25 protein-coding genes and 1 pseudogene are annotated in these 22,457 nt (G+C 44.4%); 25 read left to right on the forward strand and 1 reads right to left on the reverse strand.

All coding sequences use genetic code 11. The annotated features are described in order from the left end of the window. The first annotated feature begins 10 nt into the window (after window positions 1-10). From pcrA to DWW96_RS07905, 18 genes and pseudogenes are all read left to right on the forward strand, one after another. Window positions 11-2,269, forward strand: a complete 2,259-nt coding sequence (pcrA, locus tag DWW96_RS07820; RefSeq protein WP_117910040.1) for a DNA helicase PcrA — start codon at window positions 11-13, stop codon at window positions 2,267-2,269. A gap of 66 nt (window positions 2,270-2,335) precedes the next feature. Next, the gene (locus DWW96_RS07825; protein WP_117910041.1) at window positions 2,336-2,578 is read left to right on the forward strand and encodes a hypothetical protein; all 243 of its coding nucleotides are present in this window, start codon (window positions 2,336-2,338) and stop codon (window positions 2,576-2,578) included. A gap of 395 nt (window positions 2,579-2,973) precedes the next feature. Beyond that, window positions 2,974-4,665: a 23S rRNA (uracil(1939)-C(5))-methyltransferase RlmD gene (rlmD, locus tag DWW96_RS07830; protein WP_117910042.1), complete on the forward strand. Its 1,692-nt coding sequence runs from the start codon at window positions 2,974-2,976 to the stop codon at window positions 4,663-4,665. A gap of 141 nt (window positions 4,666-4,806) precedes the next feature. Further along, window positions 4,807-5,874, forward strand: a complete 1,068-nt coding sequence (locus DWW96_RS07835; RefSeq protein WP_117910043.1) for an ATP-binding protein — start codon at window positions 4,807-4,809, stop codon at window positions 5,872-5,874. Next, window positions 5,867-8,101 (forward strand): S8 family peptidase, encoded by a 2,235-nt coding sequence (locus DWW96_RS07840; protein WP_117910044.1) that lies wholly within the window; start codon window positions 5,867-5,869, stop codon window positions 8,099-8,101. Before DWW96_RS07835 ends, DWW96_RS07840 begins: the two co-directional genes overlap by 8 nt. Window positions 8,102-8,315: 214 nt before the next feature. Then, complete coding sequence (locus DWW96_RS07845) at window positions 8,316-8,606, forward strand: hypothetical protein (RefSeq protein ID WP_069431979.1); 291 nt, start codon at window positions 8,316-8,318, stop codon at window positions 8,604-8,606. A gap of 119 nt (window positions 8,607-8,725) precedes the next feature. Then, window positions 8,726-9,547 carry a ParA family protein gene (locus tag DWW96_RS07850; protein ID WP_117910046.1) on the forward strand — a complete coding sequence of 274 codons (822 nt, stop codon included), beginning with the start codon at window positions 8,726-8,728 and terminating at the stop codon, window positions 9,545-9,547. Further along, window positions 9,504-10,430 carry a ParB/RepB/Spo0J family partition protein gene (locus DWW96_RS07855; RefSeq protein ID WP_055290218.1) on the forward strand — a complete coding sequence of 309 codons (927 nt, stop codon included), beginning with the start codon at window positions 9,504-9,506 and terminating at the stop codon, window positions 10,428-10,430. Before DWW96_RS07850 ends, DWW96_RS07855 begins: the two co-directional genes overlap by 44 nt. A 12-nt stretch (window positions 10,431-10,442) precedes the next feature. Continuing rightward, complete coding sequence (locus tag DWW96_RS07860) at window positions 10,443-10,718, forward strand: DUF5720 family protein (RefSeq protein WP_002592134.1); 276 nt, start codon at window positions 10,443-10,445, stop codon at window positions 10,716-10,718. A gap of 29 nt (window positions 10,719-10,747) precedes the next feature. Continuing rightward, window positions 10,748-10,933, forward strand: coding sequence for a hypothetical protein (locus DWW96_RS07865; protein WP_117910047.1), 186 nt, complete (start codon window positions 10,748-10,750; stop codon window positions 10,931-10,933). A gap of 67 nt (window positions 10,934-11,000) precedes the next feature. Next, window positions 11,001-11,864, forward strand: a complete 864-nt coding sequence (locus DWW96_RS07870) for a DUF6017 domain-containing protein (RefSeq protein WP_055194503.1) — start codon at window positions 11,001-11,003, stop codon at window positions 11,862-11,864. Between the two features lie 34 nt (window positions 11,865-11,898). After that, window positions 11,899-12,645 carry a phage antirepressor KilAC domain-containing protein gene (locus tag DWW96_RS07875; RefSeq protein WP_117910048.1) on the forward strand — a complete coding sequence of 249 codons (747 nt, stop codon included), beginning with the start codon at window positions 11,899-11,901 and terminating at the stop codon, window positions 12,643-12,645. A 22-nt stretch (window positions 12,646-12,667) separates the two neighbouring features. Next, window positions 12,668-12,979: a DUF5720 family protein gene (locus DWW96_RS07880; RefSeq protein WP_025487374.1), complete on the forward strand. Its 312-nt coding sequence runs from the start codon at window positions 12,668-12,670 to the stop codon at window positions 12,977-12,979. Between the two features lie 12 nt (window positions 12,980-12,991). Next, window positions 12,992-13,411 (forward strand): DUF4313 domain-containing protein, encoded by a 420-nt coding sequence (locus DWW96_RS07885; protein ID WP_055658165.1) that lies wholly within the window; start codon window positions 12,992-12,994, stop codon window positions 13,409-13,411. Between the two features lie 84 nt (window positions 13,412-13,495). Then, window positions 13,496-13,996, forward strand: a complete 501-nt coding sequence (locus tag DWW96_RS07890) for a PcfB family protein (protein WP_117499047.1) — start codon at window positions 13,496-13,498, stop codon at window positions 13,994-13,996. Continuing rightward, window positions 13,993-15,585, forward strand: a pseudogene (locus DWW96_RS07895) (type IV secretory system conjugative DNA transfer family protein); the annotation flags it as partial. The gene DWW96_RS07890 and the pseudogene DWW96_RS07895, both read left to right, overlap by 4 nt. Before the next feature lie 99 nt (window positions 15,586-15,684). Further along, complete coding sequence (locus DWW96_RS07900) at window positions 15,685-16,074, forward strand: TnpV protein (RefSeq protein ID WP_117910049.1); 390 nt, start codon at window positions 15,685-15,687, stop codon at window positions 16,072-16,074. After that, window positions 16,071-16,262 carry a hypothetical protein gene (locus DWW96_RS07905; protein ID WP_117910050.1) on the forward strand — a complete coding sequence of 64 codons (192 nt, stop codon included), beginning with the start codon at window positions 16,071-16,073 and terminating at the stop codon, window positions 16,260-16,262. Before DWW96_RS07900 ends, DWW96_RS07905 begins: the two co-directional genes overlap by 4 nt. Window positions 16,263-16,324: 62 nt before the next feature. Here the strand turns inward: DWW96_RS07905 and DWW96_RS07910 are convergent, their stop codons facing one another. Next, a complete protein-coding gene (locus tag DWW96_RS07910) occupies window positions 16,325-17,179 on the reverse strand; it encodes a helix-turn-helix transcriptional regulator (RefSeq protein WP_117910094.1) in 855 nt (284 codons plus the stop codon). Between the two features lie 378 nt (window positions 17,180-17,557). Here DWW96_RS07910 and DWW96_RS07915 point away from each other — a divergent pair, with 378 nt between their 5' ends. From DWW96_RS07915 to DWW96_RS07945, 7 genes are all read left to right on the forward strand, one after another. Further along, window positions 17,558-17,851 (forward strand): hypothetical protein, encoded by a 294-nt coding sequence (locus DWW96_RS07915; RefSeq protein ID WP_117910095.1) that lies wholly within the window; start codon window positions 17,558-17,560, stop codon window positions 17,849-17,851. Next, window positions 17,835-18,140, forward strand: coding sequence for a molecular chaperone (locus DWW96_RS07920; protein WP_117910051.1), 306 nt, complete (start codon window positions 17,835-17,837; stop codon window positions 18,138-18,140). Before DWW96_RS07915 ends, DWW96_RS07920 begins: the two co-directional genes overlap by 17 nt. 527 nt (window positions 18,141-18,667) lie before the next feature. Continuing rightward, window positions 18,668-19,897 (forward strand): serine/arginine repetitive matrix protein 2, encoded by a 1,230-nt coding sequence (locus DWW96_RS07930; RefSeq protein WP_117910053.1) that lies wholly within the window; start codon window positions 18,668-18,670, stop codon window positions 19,895-19,897. 34 nt (window positions 19,898-19,931) lie between these two features. Then, window positions 19,932-20,558: a CHC2 zinc finger domain-containing protein gene (locus DWW96_RS07935; protein ID WP_243003045.1), complete on the forward strand. Its 627-nt coding sequence runs from the start codon at window positions 19,932-19,934 to the stop codon at window positions 20,556-20,558. 25 nt (window positions 20,559-20,583) lie between these two features. Next, complete coding sequence (locus tag DWW96_RS07940; RefSeq protein ID WP_199522687.1) at window positions 20,584-21,903, forward strand: virulence-associated E family protein; 1,320 nt, start codon at window positions 20,584-20,586, stop codon at window positions 21,901-21,903. 73 nt (window positions 21,904-21,976) lie between these two features. Next, window positions 21,977-22,147, forward strand: coding sequence for a hypothetical protein (locus DWW96_RS14000; RefSeq protein WP_158562669.1), 171 nt, complete (start codon window positions 21,977-21,979; stop codon window positions 22,145-22,147). A 32-nt stretch (window positions 22,148-22,179) separates the two neighbouring features. Continuing rightward, the gene (locus DWW96_RS07945) at window positions 22,180-22,368 is read left to right on the forward strand and encodes a hypothetical protein (RefSeq protein ID WP_117910098.1); all 189 of its coding nucleotides are present in this window, start codon (window positions 22,180-22,182) and stop codon (window positions 22,366-22,368) included. Window positions 22,369-22,457 lie beyond the last annotated feature (89 nt).

Here is a 22,457-nt window from a genome sequence, read left to right on the forward strand (position 1 = left end):
AGGTATATTTATGAGCAGATATGATACATTAAATGATATGCAACAGATGGCGGTATTTCACACGGAAGGACCGTTACTTATTCTTGCCGGTGCAGGAAGTGGAAAGACTAGAGTGCTTACACATAGAGCAGCTTATCTTATAGAAGAAAAGGGTGTTTCGCCATGGAATATTATGGCAATCACTTTTACAAATAAGGCCGCATCAGAAATGCGTGAAAGAATTAACAACATAGTTGGATTTGGTGCTGATCAGATATGGGTAAGTACATTCCATTCTACATGTGTACGAATTTTGAGGAGATATATTGAATTTTTAGGATATGATAATAGATTTACAATTTACGATGCAGATGATCAGAAGAGTCTGATAAAAGATATTGTAAAGAGAATGAATTTAGATTCTAAATTTTACAAAGAAAGAGCTGTGGCAGGAAAGATTTCTTCCTATAAAGATGAACTCATAAGTCCTGAACGTGCGATAGAGATAACAAAAGGTGATTTGAGAGAAAATACAGTTGCTAAGATTTATCTTGAATATCAGGTTCAGCTTAAGAAAAATAATGCTTTAGATTTTGATGATTTGATTGTAAAAACAGTAGAATTATTTAAGAAATATCCAGATGTGCTGGATTATTATCAGGAAAGATTTAAATACATTATGGTAGATGAGTATCAGGATACAAATACAGCACAGTTTCAGTTGATTCGCCTTCTTGCATCAAAATATAGAAATTTGTGTGTTGTAGGTGATGATGACCAATCTATTTATAAGTTTAGAGGAGCGAATATTACAAATATTCTCTCATTTGAAAAATATTTTGAAAATGCACGTGTTATTAAGTTAGAGCAGAATTACCGCTCTACAAAGAATATTTTAGCTGCCGCAAATGGAGTAATTGCAAACAATCAGGGAAGAAAAGACAAGACATTGTGGAGTGACAATGAAGAAGGAACCCAGATTGATTTGTACCAGGCGGAAGATGCTTATGATGAAGCTAATATGGTTGCAAAAGAAATTAGAAAAAAAGTGAATGCAGGAGACTATAAGTATAGTGATTTTGCGTGTCTGTATAGAACTAATGCTCAGTCAAGAACATTAGAAGAAAAACTTCTTTTGGCAAATGTTCCTTATAAGATTATCGGCGGACAGAATTTCTATCAGCGTAAAGAAATTAAAGACATTTTGTGCTATTTGAAAACAGTAAATAATTCTACGGATGATATTGCTGTAGCAAGAATTATTAATGTTCCAAAGAGAGGAATCGGAGCTACTTCTATTGGAAAGGCGCAGGCATATGCAGTTGACCATGACATTAATTTGTATAATGCGTTAGAACTTGCATATATGAATCCTGAACTTAGCAGAGCTTCAGCAAAGATTAAGAAATTTACTGATTTTATTGAAGAATTAAGAGAGTACAGTCAGGAGCATTCAATAAAAGAATTAGTAGATAAGATTATTGAAGATACAGGATATGTGACAGAACTCGTTTTGGAAAATACAGACGAAAGCAAGGCAAGAATCGAGAACATAGAAGAATTGATAAGTAAGGTTGTAGAATATGAATCAACAACAGAAAATCCGGATTTGGCAGGATTTCTTGAAGACGTTGCTTTGGTAGCGGACATAGATAGTCTTGATGAGGATAGTGACTATGTGGTCCTTATGACCATACATAGTGCAAAGGGACTTGAATTTCCTAATGTATTTTTATGTGGAATGGAAGAAGGATTATTTCCGGGAATTTCAGCAATTTGTGCCGAAGACCAAAGTGAAATTGAAGAAGAAAGACGTCTGTGTTATGTTGCAATTACAAGAGCAAAGGAAAATCTTGTAATTAGTTATGCAAAGAGACGTATGGTTCATGGAGAAACAAGATATAATATTATTTCACGATTTATAAAGGAAATACCAACACAGCTTATTAATAGTAAAAATGTAACAGACAGAGTCGCAGCAGGACAGATTCCTAAGAAAGAGGAATTTGGAAATGCGAGCAGAGCAAGTCAGAATGCATTTAGAAATAAGCCATTTAAGAAAACTTCGTATGGTGAACCTAGCACAAAACCTGCATTTGGTAAATCATTTACAATTACAAAACAGCCGGTTGATTATGTAGTTGGAGACAGAGTTAAACATATTAAGTTTGGTGAAGGAACAGTGCTTAATATTGAGGATGGCCCAAAAGATTATCAGGTTACGGTAGCATTTGACAAAGCAGGTCAGAAAATTATGATGGCTTCATTTGCAAAACTCAAAAAACTGTAGTAAAAACAGCACTAAAATGATATACTATTCTTATGAAATATAACTTGTAATGAAAGGAGTACGGATATGGACGAATTAATCAAGGGAGTTAAGATTGGTAAGATTATCGGCAAAGAAGAAAAGAAGTCTGACGTAGTTAAGATAGTTGGAATCGTACTTGGAGTGCTTGCAGTAGTGGCAGCAATTGCCGGAGCAGCTTATGCAATTTACAATAAAATTACAGAAGATTATTATGATGACTTTGAAGATGATTTCGATGATTTATTTGAAGACGACGAAGAAGATGAAAGTGATTTTGTGGAAGAATAAATCGTTACACCATAGTGAATGGCAGGTCATGTAGATTTGTTTTTTAAACAATAACCGATGAATAAGTTAAGTCCACATATAACAATTGGAATGTATAGCATTTGACCGAATTGTGTATGTGGACTTATTTTGTAATGATGTTTGGGGCAAAAAAACCAAATTATGAGCAAACTCATGTGAGATTAAAAGTAGTGATTTTGATGCCTACGGATTGTTCCGTGCTATGCACTCTCACAATCCTATCCAATATTCGCATATCGTGGGAATTATCCCACTTTTATGCTCATATTGGGGTGGGTCACAAAGTCTTTCACTCACTTATGAGCAAGCTCATGTGAGTGAAAGACTTTGTGACCCTGGCATCATTAAAATATTAGCAGATAGAGGATAAATAGATGAAAAAAGGAATGGAATACCAGGGAGTGGTAGAAAAAATAGATTTTCCAAATAAAGGAACAGTAGATTGTGGTGAGGAAGGTGTAGCTTTAGTTAAAAGAACTATTCCGGGTCAAAAAGTAAGTTTTGTAGTTTCAAAGAAACGTTCAGGCAAATGTGTTGGACGTTTAAAAGAAGTACTTGAAAAGTCACCACTTGAAAATGCAGAACCACTTTGCCCACATTTTGCGGATTGTGGTGGATGTTCTTACCAGACAATGGATTACGAAAATCAGACTAATTTGAAAAAAGAAATGGTTAAGAATATTTTAGACGGAGTAATTACAAATAAGGATTATGAATTTGAAGGAATCCTCAAAAGCCCTGTTCAGTGGGAATACAGAAATAAAATGGAATTTTCATTTGGAGATGAATATAAAGATGGTCCTTTGGCATTGGGATTACATAAAAGAGACAGCTTCCATGATATTGTTACGGCAAAGGATTGTAAAATTGTAAATAAAGATTACAACAAAATTTTGACTTGTGTATTAGAACATTTTGCAGAAAGAAATGTAAAATTTTATCATAAAATGAGACACGAAGGATACCTTAGACATTTGGTTATTAGACGTGGTGTAAAAACAAATCAGATTATAATGAGTATTGTTACAACATCGGATGCAAACGGCGAGGCAGCGGCAGATTATAATATTTTAATTGATAAGTTATGTAAACTTGATTTAGAGTGCGAACTTAAAGGTGTACTCCAGATTATAAATGATGGTCTGGCTGATGTGGTTCAAAGTGATGAGACAAGAGTACTTTATGGTGAAGATGTAATTTATGAAGAATTATTGGGACTTAGATTTAAGATTTCAACATTTTCATTTTTCCAGACAAATTCTTTAGGGGCTGAAGTCCTTTATTCAAAGGCAAGAGAGTATGTTGGAAGCACTAATGATAAAATGATATTTGACCTTTACAGCGGTACAGGAACAATTGCACAGATTCTTGCTCCTGTTGCAAAAAAAGTTGTAGGGGTTGAAATTGTTGCAGAGGCGGTAGAAGCTGCAAAAGAGAATGCTGAATTAAACGGACTTAACAACTGTGAATTTATTGCAGGGGATGTGTTAAAGGTTATTGATGATATCAAGGACAAGCCGGATTTAATAGTTCTTGACCCACCAAGAGATGGTATTCATCCAAAGGCTTTACAAAAGATAATTGATTTCGGCGTAGACAGAATTGTATATATTAGCTGTAAGCCAACGAGTCTTGCAAGGGATTTAGTAATTCTACAGGAGCAGGGATACAGGGTTGAAAAAGCGTGTGCGGTAGATATGTTCCCGCAGACCGTTCATGTGGAGACGGTAGTACTGCTTTCCCACAAAAAGCCAGACGGACATATCAACGTAAAAGTTGAGTTTGGCGAGGGTGAGGGAAAACTTCCGCTTGATAATATCGCTAAAAGAGCCGAAGAATATAAGCCCAAAGAACGAGTGACCTACAAAATGATAAAGGAGTACATAGAAGCTAAATACGGCTTCAAGGTACATACCGCATATATCGCAGAGGTAAAAAGAGATTTAGGCTTGCCAATGTACGATGCTCCTAATGCGGTAGAGGAATTGAAACAGCCGAGGAAGCATCCGACACCAGAAAAGGTAGAAGCAATCAAAGATGCTTTGAAACATTTTGAAATAATTTAACTAATATAGTCGCCTGATGTTGCGCAGGCGACTTTTCTAGTTTAGGAAGTATGGAATTTGTTATATTTTATGTCCCAAATTAGTATTATTTTGTCCCAATATGTGATATAATACAAAAAAGGTAATTGGAGGTGCGCTATTGTGAAAAAACAAAATGTATTAAATTTGATAAAATATCATATTGAAAAAAATGAGAATGCATTTAGAAATGAGGCAGTAAGCATAGCGAAATATTTTGATGCTATTGGTGATTATCAGCTGGCTGAGTATATAATGAGTTTAATAGCAGAATCCAACTTGTATGTTCCACAGGCGAGTGATTTTGAAAGTGAATTTTTAAAACAGATAGATATTAGAGAAATGCAGCCATTGAATTTGCCAGTAGTAATATCTAATGATATAAAAGGTATTATTAATGCAGTTAATCATAATATTGGGATAAATAAGTTTTTACTTGAAGGACTGCCAGGTAGTGGAAAAACGGAAGCTGCAAAACACATAGCAAGGCTGCTTGGCAGAACCTTATATTGTGTTGATTTTGAACATTTGATTGATAGTAAATTAGGTCAAACTAATAAAAATATTGCCAGTGTTTTTGCTGAGATAAATATGATTCCATATTCAAATAAAGTTGTTATTTTATTTGATGAAATAGATGTGATTGCCTTGGATAGAGTTAATAGGAATGATGTGCGAGAAATGGGACGGGTTACTTCAACTATATTGAGAGAGTTTGATAGATTAACTGATTTAAACAAGGAAATAGTAATTATTGCGACAACAAATTTGTATTCCAATTTTGACAAAGCTCTAATTAGACGTTTTGATGCAGTGATTAATTTTAATAGATATAGTAAAGAAGATTTATTGGAAGTTGCAGAGTACTATTTTGTATCTTTTATTAAAAATTTTAAAGGCATTCCTAAAGATACCAGATTGTTTAAGAAAATATTGAAGGTATCGTCTGATTTGCCTTATCCAGGGGAATTGAAGAATATTATAAAAACCTCTTTGGCATTCAGTGATGCAAATATAGAATATGATTATTTGAGAAGGCTTTATAATTATTTGATAGGTAACTTAGAAGAAACAGATATAGAAGAACTTCATGCACAAGGATTTACGGTCAGAGAAATAGAAAAGCTCAAAGGAGAATCTAAAAGTACCGTATCCAGAAAATTAAGCAAGGGGGAAGAAATAAATGAATAATGTACTGGAATTAAAGGGAAAGCGATTTATTCAAGCCTCAAAAACTGGCAGCGGTGGCGGAGCATCCATGAACAGCAAAAAAATAGTAACAAGAGAGCAGTTACTTAGATTGATAGAAAGAATAAGTCAAATTAAAGAATTTTGGAAACAAGAAAAAAGACCTTTTGAGGGGATATTGATTAGTGTTCATTATAATAAAATAGTTGCAAAGAGTAATCGAATTGCAGGATTGTTTAAAGGAAAAGATTCTAATTATGCTATTGTGGGCGTTAAATTTAACAAAGAAAAAACGAAACATATTATTACGTACTTTCTTGATATGGAAGATTTGGATAAAAGTATAGAGTTGCTTTTAAAAACAAGTGATATAATTAAGGTAAAGTTTCAAAATGGAATAGATAAAGTTACTTTTGATGATAGAAAAAAAATAGATAAAATACCATTCTCTAAATTTTCAATAACAAAATCTACGTTTAAACAGGTAATCGCAGATGTTTCATATATTGAAGATTTTGAGGTGGAAATGGCAACACGCCAATTAAAACAAAGTATCATTACATTGTATAATACGCATACAGATACAAAAATGTTATTTGAAAATATTGGAATTGATATTTTAAAAAGTAGAATATTGGATAATCAGACGGTGTTTTTAGATGAAAACCAATTACAGATTTTATTTGAGAAAGCACCGTATCTTGTTTCTATGGCAACAGAGGATTTATCAGAATTATCTCCAGAAGACTTCATTCAGGAATATCAGCAAGGGACTCTGTATATGCCTTCTCCAACTATTGAGCCAACTGTTGGAGTAATTGATACGTTATTTGATAAACGTGTCTATTTTGGCGAATGGGTAGAATATCATGATATGGTTGATGATAATCTTCCTAAAAATCCAGATGATTATCGTCATGGTACAGCGGTGGATTCTATTATTGTAGATGGTGCAAGATTAAATCCTTGGCTTGATGACGGATGTGGCAGATTTAGGGTACGCCATTTTGGTGTCGCAATAGGTTCAAAATTTTCTTCTTTTACTATTACAAAACAGATAAAAGAGATTATTGCAAACAATAAAGATATAAAGGTTTGGAATATTTCGCTCGGAAGTAATCAAGAAGTTAATGACAATTTTATTTCTGCAGAGGGGGCTATATTGGATAAAATCCAATATGAAAATGATGTTATTTTTGTTGTTGCAGGGACGAATAAGCCTAGCGCTGATATTGAGAAAATAGGCTCGCCTGCTGATTCAATAAATAGTATGGTAGTTAATGCAGTAACTCAAAATGGTTTGTCAACTAAATATGCAAGAAGAGGATTGGCGTTATCCTTTTTTGCAAAACCAGATGTTAGTTATTATGGTGGGAGTGAAGAAAAATATATTAAGGTTTGTGAACCATTAGGGGAAGCAAATGTTGCGGGTACTTCATTTGCAGCTCCTTGGATTGCCCGAAAGTTGTCTTACTTGATGGATATTTTAGGATTGAATAGAGAAGTTGCAAAAGCGATGATTATTGATGCTGCAAGAGATTGGAATGAAAAGCCGACACCAGAAGAGGTTGCCTTATATGGACATGGTATAGTACCTATTAAGATAGATGATATTGTTCATACAAAAGAAGATGAAATTAAATTTCTGGTATATGATGTGAGTGAAAAATGGAATACATATAATTATTATTTTCCAGTTCCAATTAAAGATGACAAATATCCTTATATTGCAAGGGCAACAATGTGTTATTTTCCTATGTGTGATAGAACTCAAGGTGTTGATTATACAAATACAGAACTTAATTTACATTTTGGTAGAATTAATAATAAAGGGAAGATAGAGGATATTAAGGGCGATAAACAGAATCAGGATGTAATATTAGATAACGAAAAATATTTCCTTTTGGAGGGTGAAGCAAGAGAAAGATTTAGAAAATGGGATAATGTAAAATATATTGCAGAAAGACCAAAAAACAAAATGATGCCGAAGAAATCTTATGACAATAAAAATTGGGGAATGGAGATAAAAACAAATAACCGCTTAGACCCTAAAGATGGAATAGGGATTCGCTTTGGCGTTGTAGTTACATTAAAAGAAATCAATGGTGTCAATAGAATAGATGAATTTATTAAGAATTGTACTCTGAATGGTTGGCTGGTTAATAAAATTGATGTTCAGACAAGAGTTGATATTAATAAAAAAGTCAATGAGGACATTGAATTCGAGTAAATATAGTTGATATTTTTTGACAGAAAAATTTTGCTATAGAAAGCGTAAATTGAAGGACATTTTGTGGGGAAAGGGATGCACGAGCAGTATTAGTACTGTATAAATATTAGATATATTTCTGTGATTTTGTGGGGATATGTTTTGATTTGATACTCATGTTGAGACGGTAGTTCTTTTATCCCACAAAAAAGCCGACAGTTATATCCACATTGATGTGGAGTTTGGAGAGGGCGAGGGCAAGATTCCGGTAGATAGTATTGCTAAAAGAGCCGAAGCGTATAAGCCCAAAGAAAAAGTGACCTACAAAATGATTAAGGAGTACATAGAAGCGAAATACGGCTTCAAGGTACATACCGCATATATCGCAGAGGTAAAGCGAAATTTGGGATTGCCGATGTATGATGCTCCTAATGCGGTAGAAGAATTGAAACAGCCGAGGAAACATCCGACACCAGAAAAGGTAGAAGCAATCAAAGATGCACTTCGTTATTTTGCAGTGATATAAAACTTTACTTACAATCGAATATTTCTTACATAGCCGTTTATTCATTTATTTGAGTAAGCGGCTTTTTTCATCCCTATTTTTCGGAATAGGGATATTTTTTGTAGAAGGAGGAGGTTTATTTGAACACGCAAATCATCGCCATCGCCAACCAGAAAGGCGGCGTTGGCAAAACAACAACCTGTGCGAACTTGGGAATAGGTCTGGCACAGGCCGGAAAGAAAGTGCTTCTGATCGACGGGGACCCACAAGGAAGTCTGACAATCAGCTTGGGAAATCCGCAACCGGACAAGCTGCCATTTACACTGTCGGATGCAATGGGCAAAATTCTGATGGATCAGCCTATACGCCCCGGAGAAGGTATTCTGCATCATGCAGAAGGCGTTGACCTGATGCCTGCGGATATTCAGCTTTCCGGTATGGAGGTTTCTCTGGTAAACGCCATGAGCCGTGAAACGGTTTTACGGCAATATCTGGACACACTGAAGGGACAATATTCCCATATCCTGATTGACTGTCAGCCCTCGTTGGGGATGCTTACGGTCAATGCGCTGGCGGCTGCGAACAGGATCATAATTCCCGTTCAGGCAGAGTATCTGCCCGCCAAAGGACTGGAACAGCTTTTATCTACGGCCAGCAAGGTAAAACGGCAGATCAATCCAAAGCTCCAGATTGACGGTATACTGCTGACGATGGTGGATAACCGCACCAACTTTGCCAAAGAGATTGCTGCTTTGCTGCGGGACACCTATGGAAGTAAAATCAAAGTCTTTGGAACGGAGATTCCACACTCTGTCCGTGCAAAGGAAATTAGCGCAGAGGGAAAAAGCATTTTCGTCCATGACCCTGGCGGTAAGGTGGCAGAGGGGTATCGAAATCTGACGAAGGAGGTGTTGAAACTTGAAAAGCAGCGCGAAAAAAGTAGAACTGGCATCGGTAGATGATCTGTTTTCTACGGAGGAGAGCCGTGCCGATGCTCAGAGAGAAAAAGTAGTAGAAATCCCGCTGTCGGAACTGCACCCGTTCAAAGGGCATCCATTCAAAGTCAAGGATGACGAAGCCATGATGGAGACCGCAGACAGTATCAAGCAGTATGGCGTTCTGGTTCCGGCGATTGCTCGACCGGACCCGGAGGGCGGTTATGAGCTGGTAGCCGGACACAGGCGGCACAGAGCCAGTGAGCTGGCAGAAAAGGAGACCATGCCGGTCATTGTTCGGGATTTGGATGATGATGCCGCCACGATCATTATGGTTGACAGCAACCTGCAACGAGAAAGTCTGCTCCCCAGTGAAAGAGCATTTGCCTACAAGATGAAGCTGGATGCCATGAAACATCAGGGAGAGCGAGTTGATTTAACTTCGTCCCAAGTTGGGACGAAGTTGAGAGCCGATGAAATATTGGCTCAGCAGGCTGGTTCAAGCAGAAATCAAGTTCAGCGCTATATCCGTCTGACAGAGCTGATTCCTGAATTGATGGATATGGTGGATGAAAAGAAGATTGCCCTGAACCCTGCCTATGAGCTGTCCTTTCTCAAAAAGGAGGAACAGGTAGACCTGTTGGACGCGATGGACAGCGAACAGGCTACCCCTTCTCTTTCTCAAGCTCAGCGGCTCAAAAAATACAGTCAGGAGGGGCATCTGACCCTCGATATGATGCGTGTCATCATGGGTGAGGAAAAGAAAAGCGATCTGGACCGAGTGACATTTACCTCTGACACCTTGCGAAAGTATTTCCCTAAAAGCTATACGCCCCAGCGGATGCAGGAAACCATCATCAAGCTGCTGGAGGCATGGCAGAAAAAGCGTCAGAGAGATCAGGAACGATGAAAGGAGCCGCCTATGAGGGATATTTCAGCCCGTGAGCTGAAAGGACACAACATTCTCGCCGTAGAGAGGTTTTGGGATAACACCCGCTGGATGATTGAGTTTTCCGTCCTGCGTCCCAGCACAGCTTACGGCAGCCCCGGAGAGGAAATGCGGCTGTTTTTGACCGAGGACGGGTATCAGGCTGCCCTGCAAAGCCAGCAGCGCCGGGAGATTAAGATCAAGCGTTACGCTCGTGTGATTGAGGGACATATCCTCGATTTCAAACCGGGAAAACGCCGCCGCTCATAAACCCATACAACGAAAGGAAAGGAATGACTATGTGTACGGTAAAGGAAATTCAAGAAGCAATCCAGGAAGATTGCAAATCTCAGCATGACATGGATTCAACGGATATTGACCGAGTGATGCAAACACTTCCTTTCGCCCAGGAGGAGCCATTTACAGAGGCGCGTCCTCGAAAGCCGCTGTTTTGGTTCTATGCAAGAAAATTTGAAAAGTGTTGAACACCGCAATTCTTTGGAATGAGGATTGCGGTTTTTTTGTACCCAAAATTCGGAAGGAGTGAGGTCGATGGCCGTTTTTCGTATTGAACGGACCCGTGATTATACCGTGATGAGCAATCATCATTTACGAAATGCAAACCTGTCGTTAAAAGCCAAGGGGCTGCTTTCCATGATGCTGTCTTTGCCAGAGGACTGGAATTACACCACCCGTGGTCTTGCAAAGATCTGTAAGGAGGGCGTGGATGCCATAGGCGCTGCGTTGCGGGAATTGGAGGCTGCCGGTTACATTGTGCGGCACAAGCTGCGTGACCGGCAGGGACGCATCAGCGATACAGAGTATGTCATATACGAGCAGCCACAGCTTAGAAAACCGGATACGGATTCACCAGATACGGAAAACCCGTATATGGATAAACCGGATACGGAAAAGCCCGCAGAATTAAATATAGAGAAATCAAATACAGAAAAATCAATTACTTATGGATCAAGTACCGATTCCATTCCCTTCCGGGAAACAGCGGCGGCAAGACCGCCGGAACGGAAAGGAAGAGATGCGATGTCTGTCACAGAGATAGAAAATTATCGGGAATTGATTTTGGAGAATATCGAGTATGACTGTCTGAAGCAGCGTTATCCTCTCTACCTGGATGACCTGAATGAGATCGTAGAGCTGTTGGTAGAAACGGTCTGTGCCAGACGAAAGACCACCCGGATCTCTGGGGCAGACTTTCCTCACGAGATCGTGCGTTCCCGTTTTTTGAAACTGGACAGCTCCCACATCGAGTTTGTCATGGACTGTCTGCAAAAGAACACCACCCAGGTACGCAACATGAAGCAGTACCTGCTTGCGGTGCTGTTCAATGCGCCTACCACCATGAATAATCACTTCACTTCATTGGTCAACCACGATATGCACGCAGGCGGCTGGTAAAGGCCGCCTTTTATCATGCCAAAGGAGGCACGACATGAACCAGATGGAAATTTTCAAAAACCCGGAGTTTGGCAGTATCCGGGTCATCGAAGAAAACGGCAAATACCTGTTTTGCGGAATGGATGTGGCCGCTGCGCTGGGGTACAGCAATTCCCGCGATGCAATTATCCGCCATTGTAGGTATGTCGTGAAACGCGACGCACCTCACCCACAAAGCCCCGACCGCAAAATCAGTATGACTTTTATCCCCGAAGGAGATTTGTACCGCCTGATTGTTCACAGCAAATTGCCATCGGCAGAACAGTTTGAACAGTGGGTATTCGATGAGGTTCTGCCTACCATTCGCAAGCACGGGGCCTATCTCACAAGAGAGAAGCTTTGGGAGGTAGCTACTTCCCCGGAGGCTCTGATGAAGCTCTGCTCAGACTTGTTGGCTGAGCGTGAAGCAAATATTTCTCTGCGTAAGGAAAATGCACAGCTGGAGGGCAAAGCCGCTTTCTATGACCTGTTCATCGACTTAAAGCACAGCACCAATCTCAGGACAACCGCCAAAGAGTTGGATGTCCCGGAGCGCCGGTTTGTTCGGTTTCTGATAGAACGACGGTTTGTGTACCGCACAGCATCCGGCAATGTGCTGCCCTATGCCAATGTGAAAAATACGGGGCTGTTCTGTGTGAAAGACTACTGCAATCACGGGCATACCGGCTCCTACACGCTGGTTACGCCAAAGGGAAAGCTCTACTTTGCTCAGCTGCGGGAGATGATCTTGCTGGTCTCATAAGAACGGAAAGGAAGTGGGTTTTATGCAGGAAGGCAAAACAATCGGGCAGCTGATGGAGGAAATGCGCCAGAAAGCCGGGGCGCAGAACTATCACGGTCATGACTACATGGATCTCCAGCGATTTGCGGAGAACACCCGGCACATGATTATTTTTGATGTACTGACGCATGACTCCCCGGTTGGCTGGAAAGGAGAACGCACCCGCCTGTTTTTGTCAGATATAGGCTATGAAAAAGCTCTGGACAGTCAGGCAAATGGGCAGATCAAGATTCTCAGCCATGCAAAGGTCAGAAATGGAGATTTGTTTTATGACCACAAAGAACAGATACGATAGGAGGAATCCGATATGAATGAGGAAAAGAAAGTACCCTTTAAGTGGGAATATGGGGAAGAAACCATATCGCTGCAACTTGGAATGTATGCGAATAATCAGCGGCTTTATATCGGCATGATTACCCATACAGAAGATGGAGCAGAGGCGTTTGCAGATATGACGGTGAACCTACCAGGATATTCCCTGGACCCCGGAGAGGCGTTTATTTCCGGTGACATCAGCAAGGATTTGCTGCGATTCATCAAAGAGAACAAATTGGGGAAGGTGCTTCCCTATCAGGTTCAGTCCGGTTATGGAAAATATTCTGCTGTTGCCTTTGATCTGGAGAAGCTGAAGGCATTTGACCCCAAAGGTGTGGCAGAGTTCCGGAAAGAGTGGAATCTGCCGGATAAGAAGCCGGTAAAGAAAAAGAGCCGCGGGATGGAGCGATGAAAAAATACCTCCTCCGGCGGCTGGTGGTTCCGCCTTAGCAAAAAAAGAGATTCCCTGCAAACTTCGTGGAAAGGAGGCGAGAAAATGCAGGAAGAAGTGGAAAACAGAACTTTGACGCTGGTTGTCAGTGGAACAAAGTTTACCGGCAGAATGTTTAAGGCTGCCATAAGCAAGTACATGGCACATCGAAAGGAAAAGAAGCTGGAAAAACAGAGAAGCCGTGATGCGCCGGTTGTTCCGCATGGAAAACAGACTGTGAAGCAGCTTGTCGGGCAGAATCAGGGAATATCCAACATTGAGATCACAGACCCCTCTATCAAGGAGTTTGAGAAAATCGCCCGGAAATATGGTGTGGATTATGCGGTGAAAAAGGACCGCAGCAGTTCTCCGCCAAAGTACCTGATTTTTTTCAAAGGCCGTGATGCAGATGCTCTGACAGCAGCTTTTACAGAGTACACCAACAAAAAGGTCAAAAAGGCAACGAAAACAGAGCGCCCGTCCGTACTGGCAAAACTTAACCGGTTCAAAGAGATGGTTAAAAATGCTGTGGTGGATCGCACCAAGCGAAAGGAGCTGGAACGATGAAAAAGACATTGGACATCAAAAAGCTCATTTTGCTGAATATGCCGTATATCCTGATGGGACTGTTTGCTACCAATTTTGGAGAGGCATGGCGAATGGCACAAGGGGCGGATGCTTCAGAAAAGTTTCTTTCGCTGATTGCGGTTCTGCCTGGGGCGCTGCAAAGTTTCTGGCCAAGCCTGCATCCATTGGACTTGTTGGTAGGACTGTGTTGTGGAGGCAGTCTGAGGCTGGCGGTGTATCTTAAAAGCAAGAACGCCAAGAAATATCGACATGGTTTGGAATATGGTTCGGCCCGCTGGGGAACCCGTGAGGATATTACACCTTACGTTGATCCTGTATTTCAGAACAATGTGATTCTGACGAAAACGGAGAGCCTGACCATGAACAGCCGCCCCAAGGACCCCAAGACTGCCAGAAACAAAAATGTACTGGTGATTGGCGGCTCCGGTTCCGGTAAGACCCGATTCTGGCTGAAACCAAACCTGATGCAGATGCACAGCTCCTATGTTGTGACGGACCCGAAAGGAACAATTCTGGTGGAGTGCGGAAAAATGCTCCAAAGGGGTGCGCCCAAGCTGGGGAAGGACGGAAAGCCCATGAAGGATAAGCACGGCAAGGTCATTTATGAGCCGTACCGAATCAAGGTCCTAAATACCATCAACTTCAAGAAGTCCATGCACTATAACCCCTTTGCATACATCCACTCGGAAAAGGATATTTTGAAGCTGGTGACAACGCTGATCGCCAATACCAAAGGCGAAGGCAAGGCCGGAGACGATTTCTGGGTAAAAGCAGAAACCTTGTTGTACTGCGCGCTTATTGGCTATATCCATTATGAGGCTCCGGTGGAGGAGCAGAACTTCTCTACCCTCATTGAGTTCATCAACGCCATGGAAGTCCGTGAGGATGACGAGGAGTTCAAAAACCCCGTAGACCTGATGCTTGATGCACTGGAAGCCGAGAAGCCAAATCACTTTGCGGTGCGCCAGTATAAGAAATATAAGCTGGCCGCCGGCAAGACCGCTAAGTCGATTTTGATTTCCTGCGGCGCTCGTCTGGCTCCTTTTGATATTGCGGAGCTGCGCGAGGTTACATCCTACGATGAGTTGGAACTGGATACGCTGGGAGACAGAAAAACGGCTCTGTTCCTCATTATGAGTGATACGGATGACAGTTTTAACTTTCTCATTTCAATGTGCTACACCCAGTTATTCAACCTGCTTTGTGAAAAGGCCGACGATGTGTATGGCGGCAGGCTTCCGGTTCATGTGCGCTGTTTGATTGATGAGTGTGCTAACATCGGGCAGATTCCGAAGCTGGAAAAGCTGGTGGCCACCATCCGAAGCCGTGAAATCTCTGCCTGTCTGGTGTTGCAGGCACAGAGCCAGCTCAAGGCAATTTACAAAGATAATGCCGATACCATCATCGGCAATATGGATACTTCCCTCTTCCTGGGTGGCAAAGAGCCAACAACGCTGAAAGAGCTGGCGGCTGTTCTGGGAAAGGAGACCATAGACACTTACAACACCGGAGAGAGCCGGGGACGGGAGACCTCCCACTCGCTCAACTATCAGAAATTGGGAAAAGATATGACATACTTGTTTGTGAAGAGTTCAGTTGCCTTGAATTTCGCACGGACAGGGACACGATCAACTGGATTCTGAAAACTGAATACAGGAGGTCGTTACATGGAAAAACTACCCAAAAGAATCACAGAGAACGGCATAGATTATGTTCTCGCTGGTGACTACTACATCCCTGCTTTACGGCTGACGGAGGAATCCCGCCCAATCGGGCGCTGGGGGTGGCTGCACAAAGCCTATCTGGAAGAAACCCGCCCCGCCCTCTATTTAGGTCTTTTGCTTTCAGGAAATCTTTGGTCGTACCTTGCTGACCTGAATGAACAGGCGCAGGAACGCTTGGAGCTGGTTATCATGCAGATGAAAACAGCGGAGGGCGTGACGGAAGCACTAAAAGCCAGCGACCAGCTTGCGTGGGTACAGCACATGAACAGCATACGGAACCGGGCGGAGGAAATTATCCTCTCGGAACTTGTGTACGGAAAGGAGCCGCTATGAAATACCGTATTGAGCGCATGGAAGGTCAGCATTGCCATTTTGTAAATGGCAGGGTGGAGCTTCTCGCCTATTTGGAGCAGGCGCAGGCAGGAACGGTTACGGACATCCGCAAGGTTTACCGAAACGGTGTCACCGATTCCGTGATGGAAATATATCTGCCGTATGTCAGGGGCAGGAAATCTTTTTAAGCCGAAAGAAGAAAACCTTTACATTGAGAGCCATTCACCGGGCAATCCGGCGGGTGGCTTTTTTAGCGCCGCTTCCTGCCGCCATTCCATGCAGGCGGGATGGGGCTGCTCTTCCCACGCATACTTTGGAACTTCCTTGCGTGTTTGGACTTCCCCAGAATCCCCAGAAAAGAGGTAAATTCTTCGGAGGTTATCTTATCATAGGGGATTTCCATCTGGTCGCAGAATACCTGAATAAAGGCTTCCTCCCCGCTGGTTCCCGTCTGGATAAGCTGTGCAAACTTCCGCTGTACCTCCGCTACCGTGGGCTGCCGTTCATCGGCGGTTGTGGTATCGCTTGTGTGTGCCGTCTGGATGTCCTTTACAATCCGGTCAAGGTCTTTGTGGACGATGTGGTTGAAATAATCGTCACTGTCCACCTGCGCCACTTCGAGGGTGCGCATATAAAGGTCATCCTCCCCCGGCGCATAAGTTTCCATGACCGTCTGGCGGGCTGCTTCTAAGTCCATGTTGAGCTGACTGACACGCATACCGGCGATGCGGTCAACGATGATGGTGATGTCTGTCAGGAGCTTCGGGAAATCCTCATGGGTGGCGATTTCGCAGAGAAGCCGGTTGTTGATTCTCCCGCTTTTCAAAAGTTCTATCATACTGTCGTTTAAGTGCAGCGACTGGACTTCTATGTTCGGGACTTCCTTGTTTTCCGTCAGTCCCATCAGGTAATCGGCAGACACGCCATAAAAATCCGCCAGCGTTGCAATGGCAAACGGGCTGATGTCCTTATAACCGTCTCCTTCATATTTTGCAAGGGCAGACCGGGACAGACCGGTTTCATTTGCAAGCTGCTCTAAGGTCAGGTGCTTGTCCACTACTCTTAAATCCTTTAGCCGTTCCGGTATGGATAGCTTCACATACATAAAAATCAATCCCCTTTCCTCTTTAAAATCCGCTGATACAAGGATTATACCACGATTTCCATAAGCGTGGAAATATCCGGTTTCGGCGGATTTTTCCATCGTCTTGGACATACGGGGGAAGCCCCCTTTTTTCGATAAGATAGAGAGGTCAGAAGGAACCTTGAAAACAGAATGACCGGCTGCAAGCAGGTATGGCTCTGGGAGAAGTGCCGCCATGACAGGAGCGCACCAACAGGGACGATACGCCGGGAGACAACCTCCGGGCAGGAGCGGTTTGCAGGAAGAACGGCGGACAGGAACGATTGGCATAAAGGGAATCCGGGAGACGGAATCCCTTTCACACCGGGGCTAAAAAGCCCCAGAAAGAATGAGGTGCAGATGAAATTAAATATCAAAGAAAAGAAAGCGTTGTATGTGTTTGGCTGCCCCAGCCACAAAAACACGGTCACACGGTTGAAGCTGCTGGTTTCGCTGACCGTTGACCCGGAAGCGAAGCATGGGCTTTTGGAGCTTGCAAGGAAGATTGAGCGGGAAACCAGCGAGGAATGGTTTCCTGACTTTTACCACCACCTCCGCATGGAGATGGACGGTTACTTCCGTTGCAAACGCTGCCTGTGGATTGTGGAAGCCAGCACTGATTATGAGGAGGAGATGTATGAAGAAGCCGTCTAAGTATGAGAAGGAAACGATTGTGAATTTCAACGAAGCCGAACAGGAAGCTATCATTTACACATTCAATGCGGATTTGAAGCGGCGTCTGGCAGAGTTTTCCCAAAAATATCCGCTCCTGTGCCGATTGGAAAGAGCCACGCCGGAGGGAAGCGTGACCTATGTTCTGGATAAATCCCGTCTTTCCATCCGGCTGGTGCCGCCGTACAGCGAAGAACGACGGGCGGCGGCAAGGGCTTACGCAAAGGAACACGGCTTCCAGCCCGTAACGGTAGGGAAGAAAACAGCATGATTTGGGGGTGTTTTCGGTCAAAACGGCGTGTGTGGAACCGGTGTTTTTCCTGCGGGATGCCTAACCGGTATCAGACATCGGGGAAGCCCCGGACGGAAAAAATGCCAGTTCTGGGGGCACTTTGGGGACTGTCATGCAGCGGGCATGGATTCCGGCGAAAAATCAAAGTGCGCAGCACGTTTTGATTTTCTGATACCGGATGGGAAACCACCTTCTAACGTGGACGAGCGCAGCGCACCCACGTTAGAGGCGGCAGCGGATTAAGGGCGGCAAGCCCTTATCGGGTCAAGGGCGAAGCGCCTTGGCGGGTTGAGGGCGGCAGCCCCATCGGGTCAAGGGCGAAGCGCTTTGGCGGGTTGAGGGCGGCAAGCCCCATCGGGTCAAGGGTGAAACGCCTTGCCCAGCTAGAGTTGATGCCTGCGTCAATTCGTACTGGGTATTACCTGACGCAAAGCCACGCAGGTTCGGCAGCTTCGCAGCCCTCCCCCTTACGGGGGAAATCTTCAAACGGGAAGGAGGATTCAGGCTTGAAACTAACACGGCACAATGGGCGTTCCGGCAAAAACGGCACTTATAATCCCCGGCACAATGACCGCCGCTTCGATGTGGGGAACAGTGAGCATATTGACTCGGAACGGGCAAAGAAAAATATTTATTGGGACTGTTACCGGGGCTACACTACCGCCGGGAGCCGGGAGGATTCCTCCCAGCCGGATTGCAGCTTTGAACAGATTGAGCGGATGTATTACACGGAGCATTATTCTGATTTTGTGGATGCCCAGAACGCAAGGAATGAAAAGACCCGGCACACGGAGCGCAACCGCACTGTAGGAGATTTGCTGAAGAATAACAAAACCTGCCCGGAGGAAACCATCTACCAGATTGGGACGGTGGAGGAATCCGTCCCGCCAGAGGTATTGTTTCGGATTGTAAATGAATTTTACGGAGAGTTTGAACGGCGCTTCGGCTCTCATGTTCATCTCCTTGACTGGGCGCTTCATCTGGATGAGGGCACGCCCCATATCCACGAACGTCATGTATTCGACTGCAAGAACCGGTACGGCGAATTATGCCCCCAGCAGGAAAAGGCGTTGGAGGAACTGGGGATTCCCCTGCCTGACCCGGATAAACCGAAAGGCAAGCATAACAACCGCAAACAGACATTTGATTCCGTTTGCCGCACCATGCTTTTCGACATCAGCAGGCGTCATGGCGTCCATCTTGAGCAGGAGCCGTCCTATGGGGGACGGGAGTATCTGGAGAAGCAGGACTATATCCTGATGAAGCAAAAGGAAAAACTGGCGGCGCAGGAGCAGAAGCTGGAAGAACTGACATTGAAAATTGAGGATGTGGAGACGCTGCTGGACGATGTTTCCGATGCCGCCTATGACAAGGCGGTGGAGGTCGTGGCGGATGCCGTCCGGCTGGAAACCCATAAGGAGGACATCAGGCTGGTAGAGGAATCGAAAAAGTGGGTTCTTTCCCCGGAACGGAAAGCCCCGCAAAAAGAACGGGAATACGCTGCTGCCCGTCTGGATGGGGTTATCACGAAAATAAAAAGTACCATGCAGACCGCCTTTGCAAAAATCCAAAAAGCACTTATGCAGCCGGAAACCAAACAGGCAGGGAAAGAAAAAATCAAGGAAAAAGCAAGGGAATCCATCCGGGAGCAGCTAAAAAAAGCGCAGGAGGAAATGGCAAAACGGGAAGGCGTGCGCCGCAGACCAGAACGAAAGCAGCCGGATATGGAACGGTAGGGAGCTTTCTGTAGGATTGGAAGGAGGATTGAGCTTGGATGTATTTGAAGCGGTAAAGCAGGCTGTCACCACAAGGCAGGCTGCGGAGCATTATGGAATCCATGTAGGAAGGAACGGCATGGCGTGCTGCCCCTTCCACAAAGATAAAACGCCCAGCCTGAAAGTGGACAAACGCTTCCACTGCTTCGGCTGTCAGGCAGACGGCGATGTGATTGATTTTGCGGCAAGGCTCTTTGACCTGTCCGGCGTGGATGCGGCGAGACGGCTGGCGGCGGATTTTGGAATCCCTTATGACAGCCGGGGCAGGTCTTTGCCAAAGCCGGTAAAGCGGAGCATACCGGCGGAGCTTCGCTTTTTGCAGGCGGAACAGAAATGCTTCTGTGTGCTTAGCGATTATTACCATCTGCTGGGAAGATGGAGAACGGAACACGCCCCAAAATCGCCGGAGGACACATGGCATCCGCTGTTTGCGGAAGCCTTGCAGAAACAGGAGTATGTAGGGTATCTGTTAGACACGCTGCTTACCGGCGGTGCGAAAGAAAAAGCCGATATTATCATCGGGCACGGGAAGGAGGTGGAACGGCTTGAAAAAAGAATATCAGAGCTTACCGGCAGCCACAAGGAACGCACTGCAAGCCGCAGCCGACAGCCTGAGCGGTGACAAAACAGTTTCCGAAGTCCGGGATATGCTGGAAGTGACCCAGAAGGGGCAGACTGCAAACACGCCGGGAAATTACCGAACAGTATTCCTCCATGACCCGCTCTTAAAAGGGGCGTTCAGTAACAACCTGCTGACCGATCAGGTGGATATTGTGAAGCCCCTCGGCTGGTATCGGGACGGAAGCCGGCTGACAGACGTGGACATCCAGTATCTGGTTTTGTATCTGGAAGAACACTATGGTCTGACCTCGGAAAAGCGGATTGAAGGGGCAATTAAGGTCGCTGCCAACGAATACCGCTACCATCCCATCCGTGATTATTTAAACAGCCTTTCGTGGGACGGGACGGAGCGGGTGCGCTTCGCTTTGCACCGGTTCCTCGGCGCAGAGGTGAACGATTATAACTATGAGGTTCTCCTGCTGTTCATGTTGGGAGCCATTACACGGGTATTCAAGCCCGGCACAAAGTTTGAGGTCATGCTCTGTCTGGTAGGCGGTCAGGGAGCCGGAAAATCCACCTTTTTCCGGTTCCTTGCCGTCCGGGACGAGTGGTTCTCCGATGATTTGCGCAGGCTTGACGATGATAACATCTACCGCAAGCTGCAAGGTCACTGGATTATTGAAATGTCGGAAATGATTGCTACCGCAAATGCAAAGAGTATTGAGGACATCAAGGCTTTTTTAAGCCGCCAGAAGGAAACCTATAAAGCCCCTTATGAAGTCCATCCGAAAGACCATAAGCGCCAGTGTGTCTTTGCCGGTACTTCCAACACACCGGATTTCCTGCCCCTTGACCGTACCGGCAACCGCCGGTTTCTGCCTGTTCTGGTGCAGGCGGAAGCGGCAGAGGTTCATATTTTGGAGGACGAACCGGCTTCGAGGGCTTATGTCAGCCAGATGTGGGCGGAGGTTATGGAGGTTTACCGGCGGGGAGAAGGAAAGCTGAAACTAAGCGCAGGCATGGAACGTTATCTGAAAGAGCATCAGAAATTATTTATGCCGGAGGACACGTTTGCCGCCCGGATTCTAAACTTCCTTGACGGTTATGGAGGAAAGATGGTCTGCTCCCTGCAAATCTACTATGAGGGGCTGGGGCATCCGTCCTATGAGGAACCGAAACAGTATGAAATCCGGGACATCAATTCCGTAATGAAGAACTATGCGGCAGGCTGGAAAGCCTTTGAAAATCCCAGACATTTTCCTGCTCCCTACCACCGGCAGAAGGGATGGGAACGGACAGAGCCTGACAACGGAGGACAGGAAAAATCCGATTTTCAATTTTTACCGGAGGAAGAAGCCGTCCAGCTTGGGCTGCCGGAGGAATGGCTGCAAAGGGAAAAGGCGTAGCCGGTTGTCAGCCGGTTGCCGCCCCCGTTGTCAAGCCCGTTGTCAGGGGGAGAGCCTGCAAACGGCTTATTTTATGGCTTTTTTCCTTCTGACAACGAAAGCAACGAAAAAATCAGAAAAAAAGAAATCAGGACAGGAAACGGTATGCCGGGGATTGTGTACGGGGTTTTTAAATGCCCGTTGTCAGACTTCGTTGTCAGGCTCCCATCTGACCGGCAGACCGCACGCAGCACCCGGACAGTAACGCTCCGGGTTATTTTATGGAGGTAAATGCCTATGGCAGAAAGAAAGCAGAGCAACTACCCGGCAAAGGTGCAGGAACCGGAACGGAAATGCCGGGGTGTCCGGTTCATCGTCTCCCGTGAGTTTGCAGGCAGCCAGACCATGCAGCAAGCCTTTGAGCAGCTTATTGAGCGGCAGACCTGTGAACGGTTTGAGGAATGGATGGGGCAAAAAGCCAGTTAAAAGGCTGAAATCCGGCGAAAACAGTTGAAAGGACGGCGGGGGCATGGTATTATAATGGTATCGTGTCCCTGTTCGTAGAAGGAGAACAC

It is taken from the genome of Eubacterium sp. AF17-7, from assembly GCF_003461285.1.
Taxonomy (GTDB): Bacteria; Bacillota; Clostridia; order Lachnospirales; family Lachnospiraceae; genus Eubacterium_U; species Eubacterium_U album.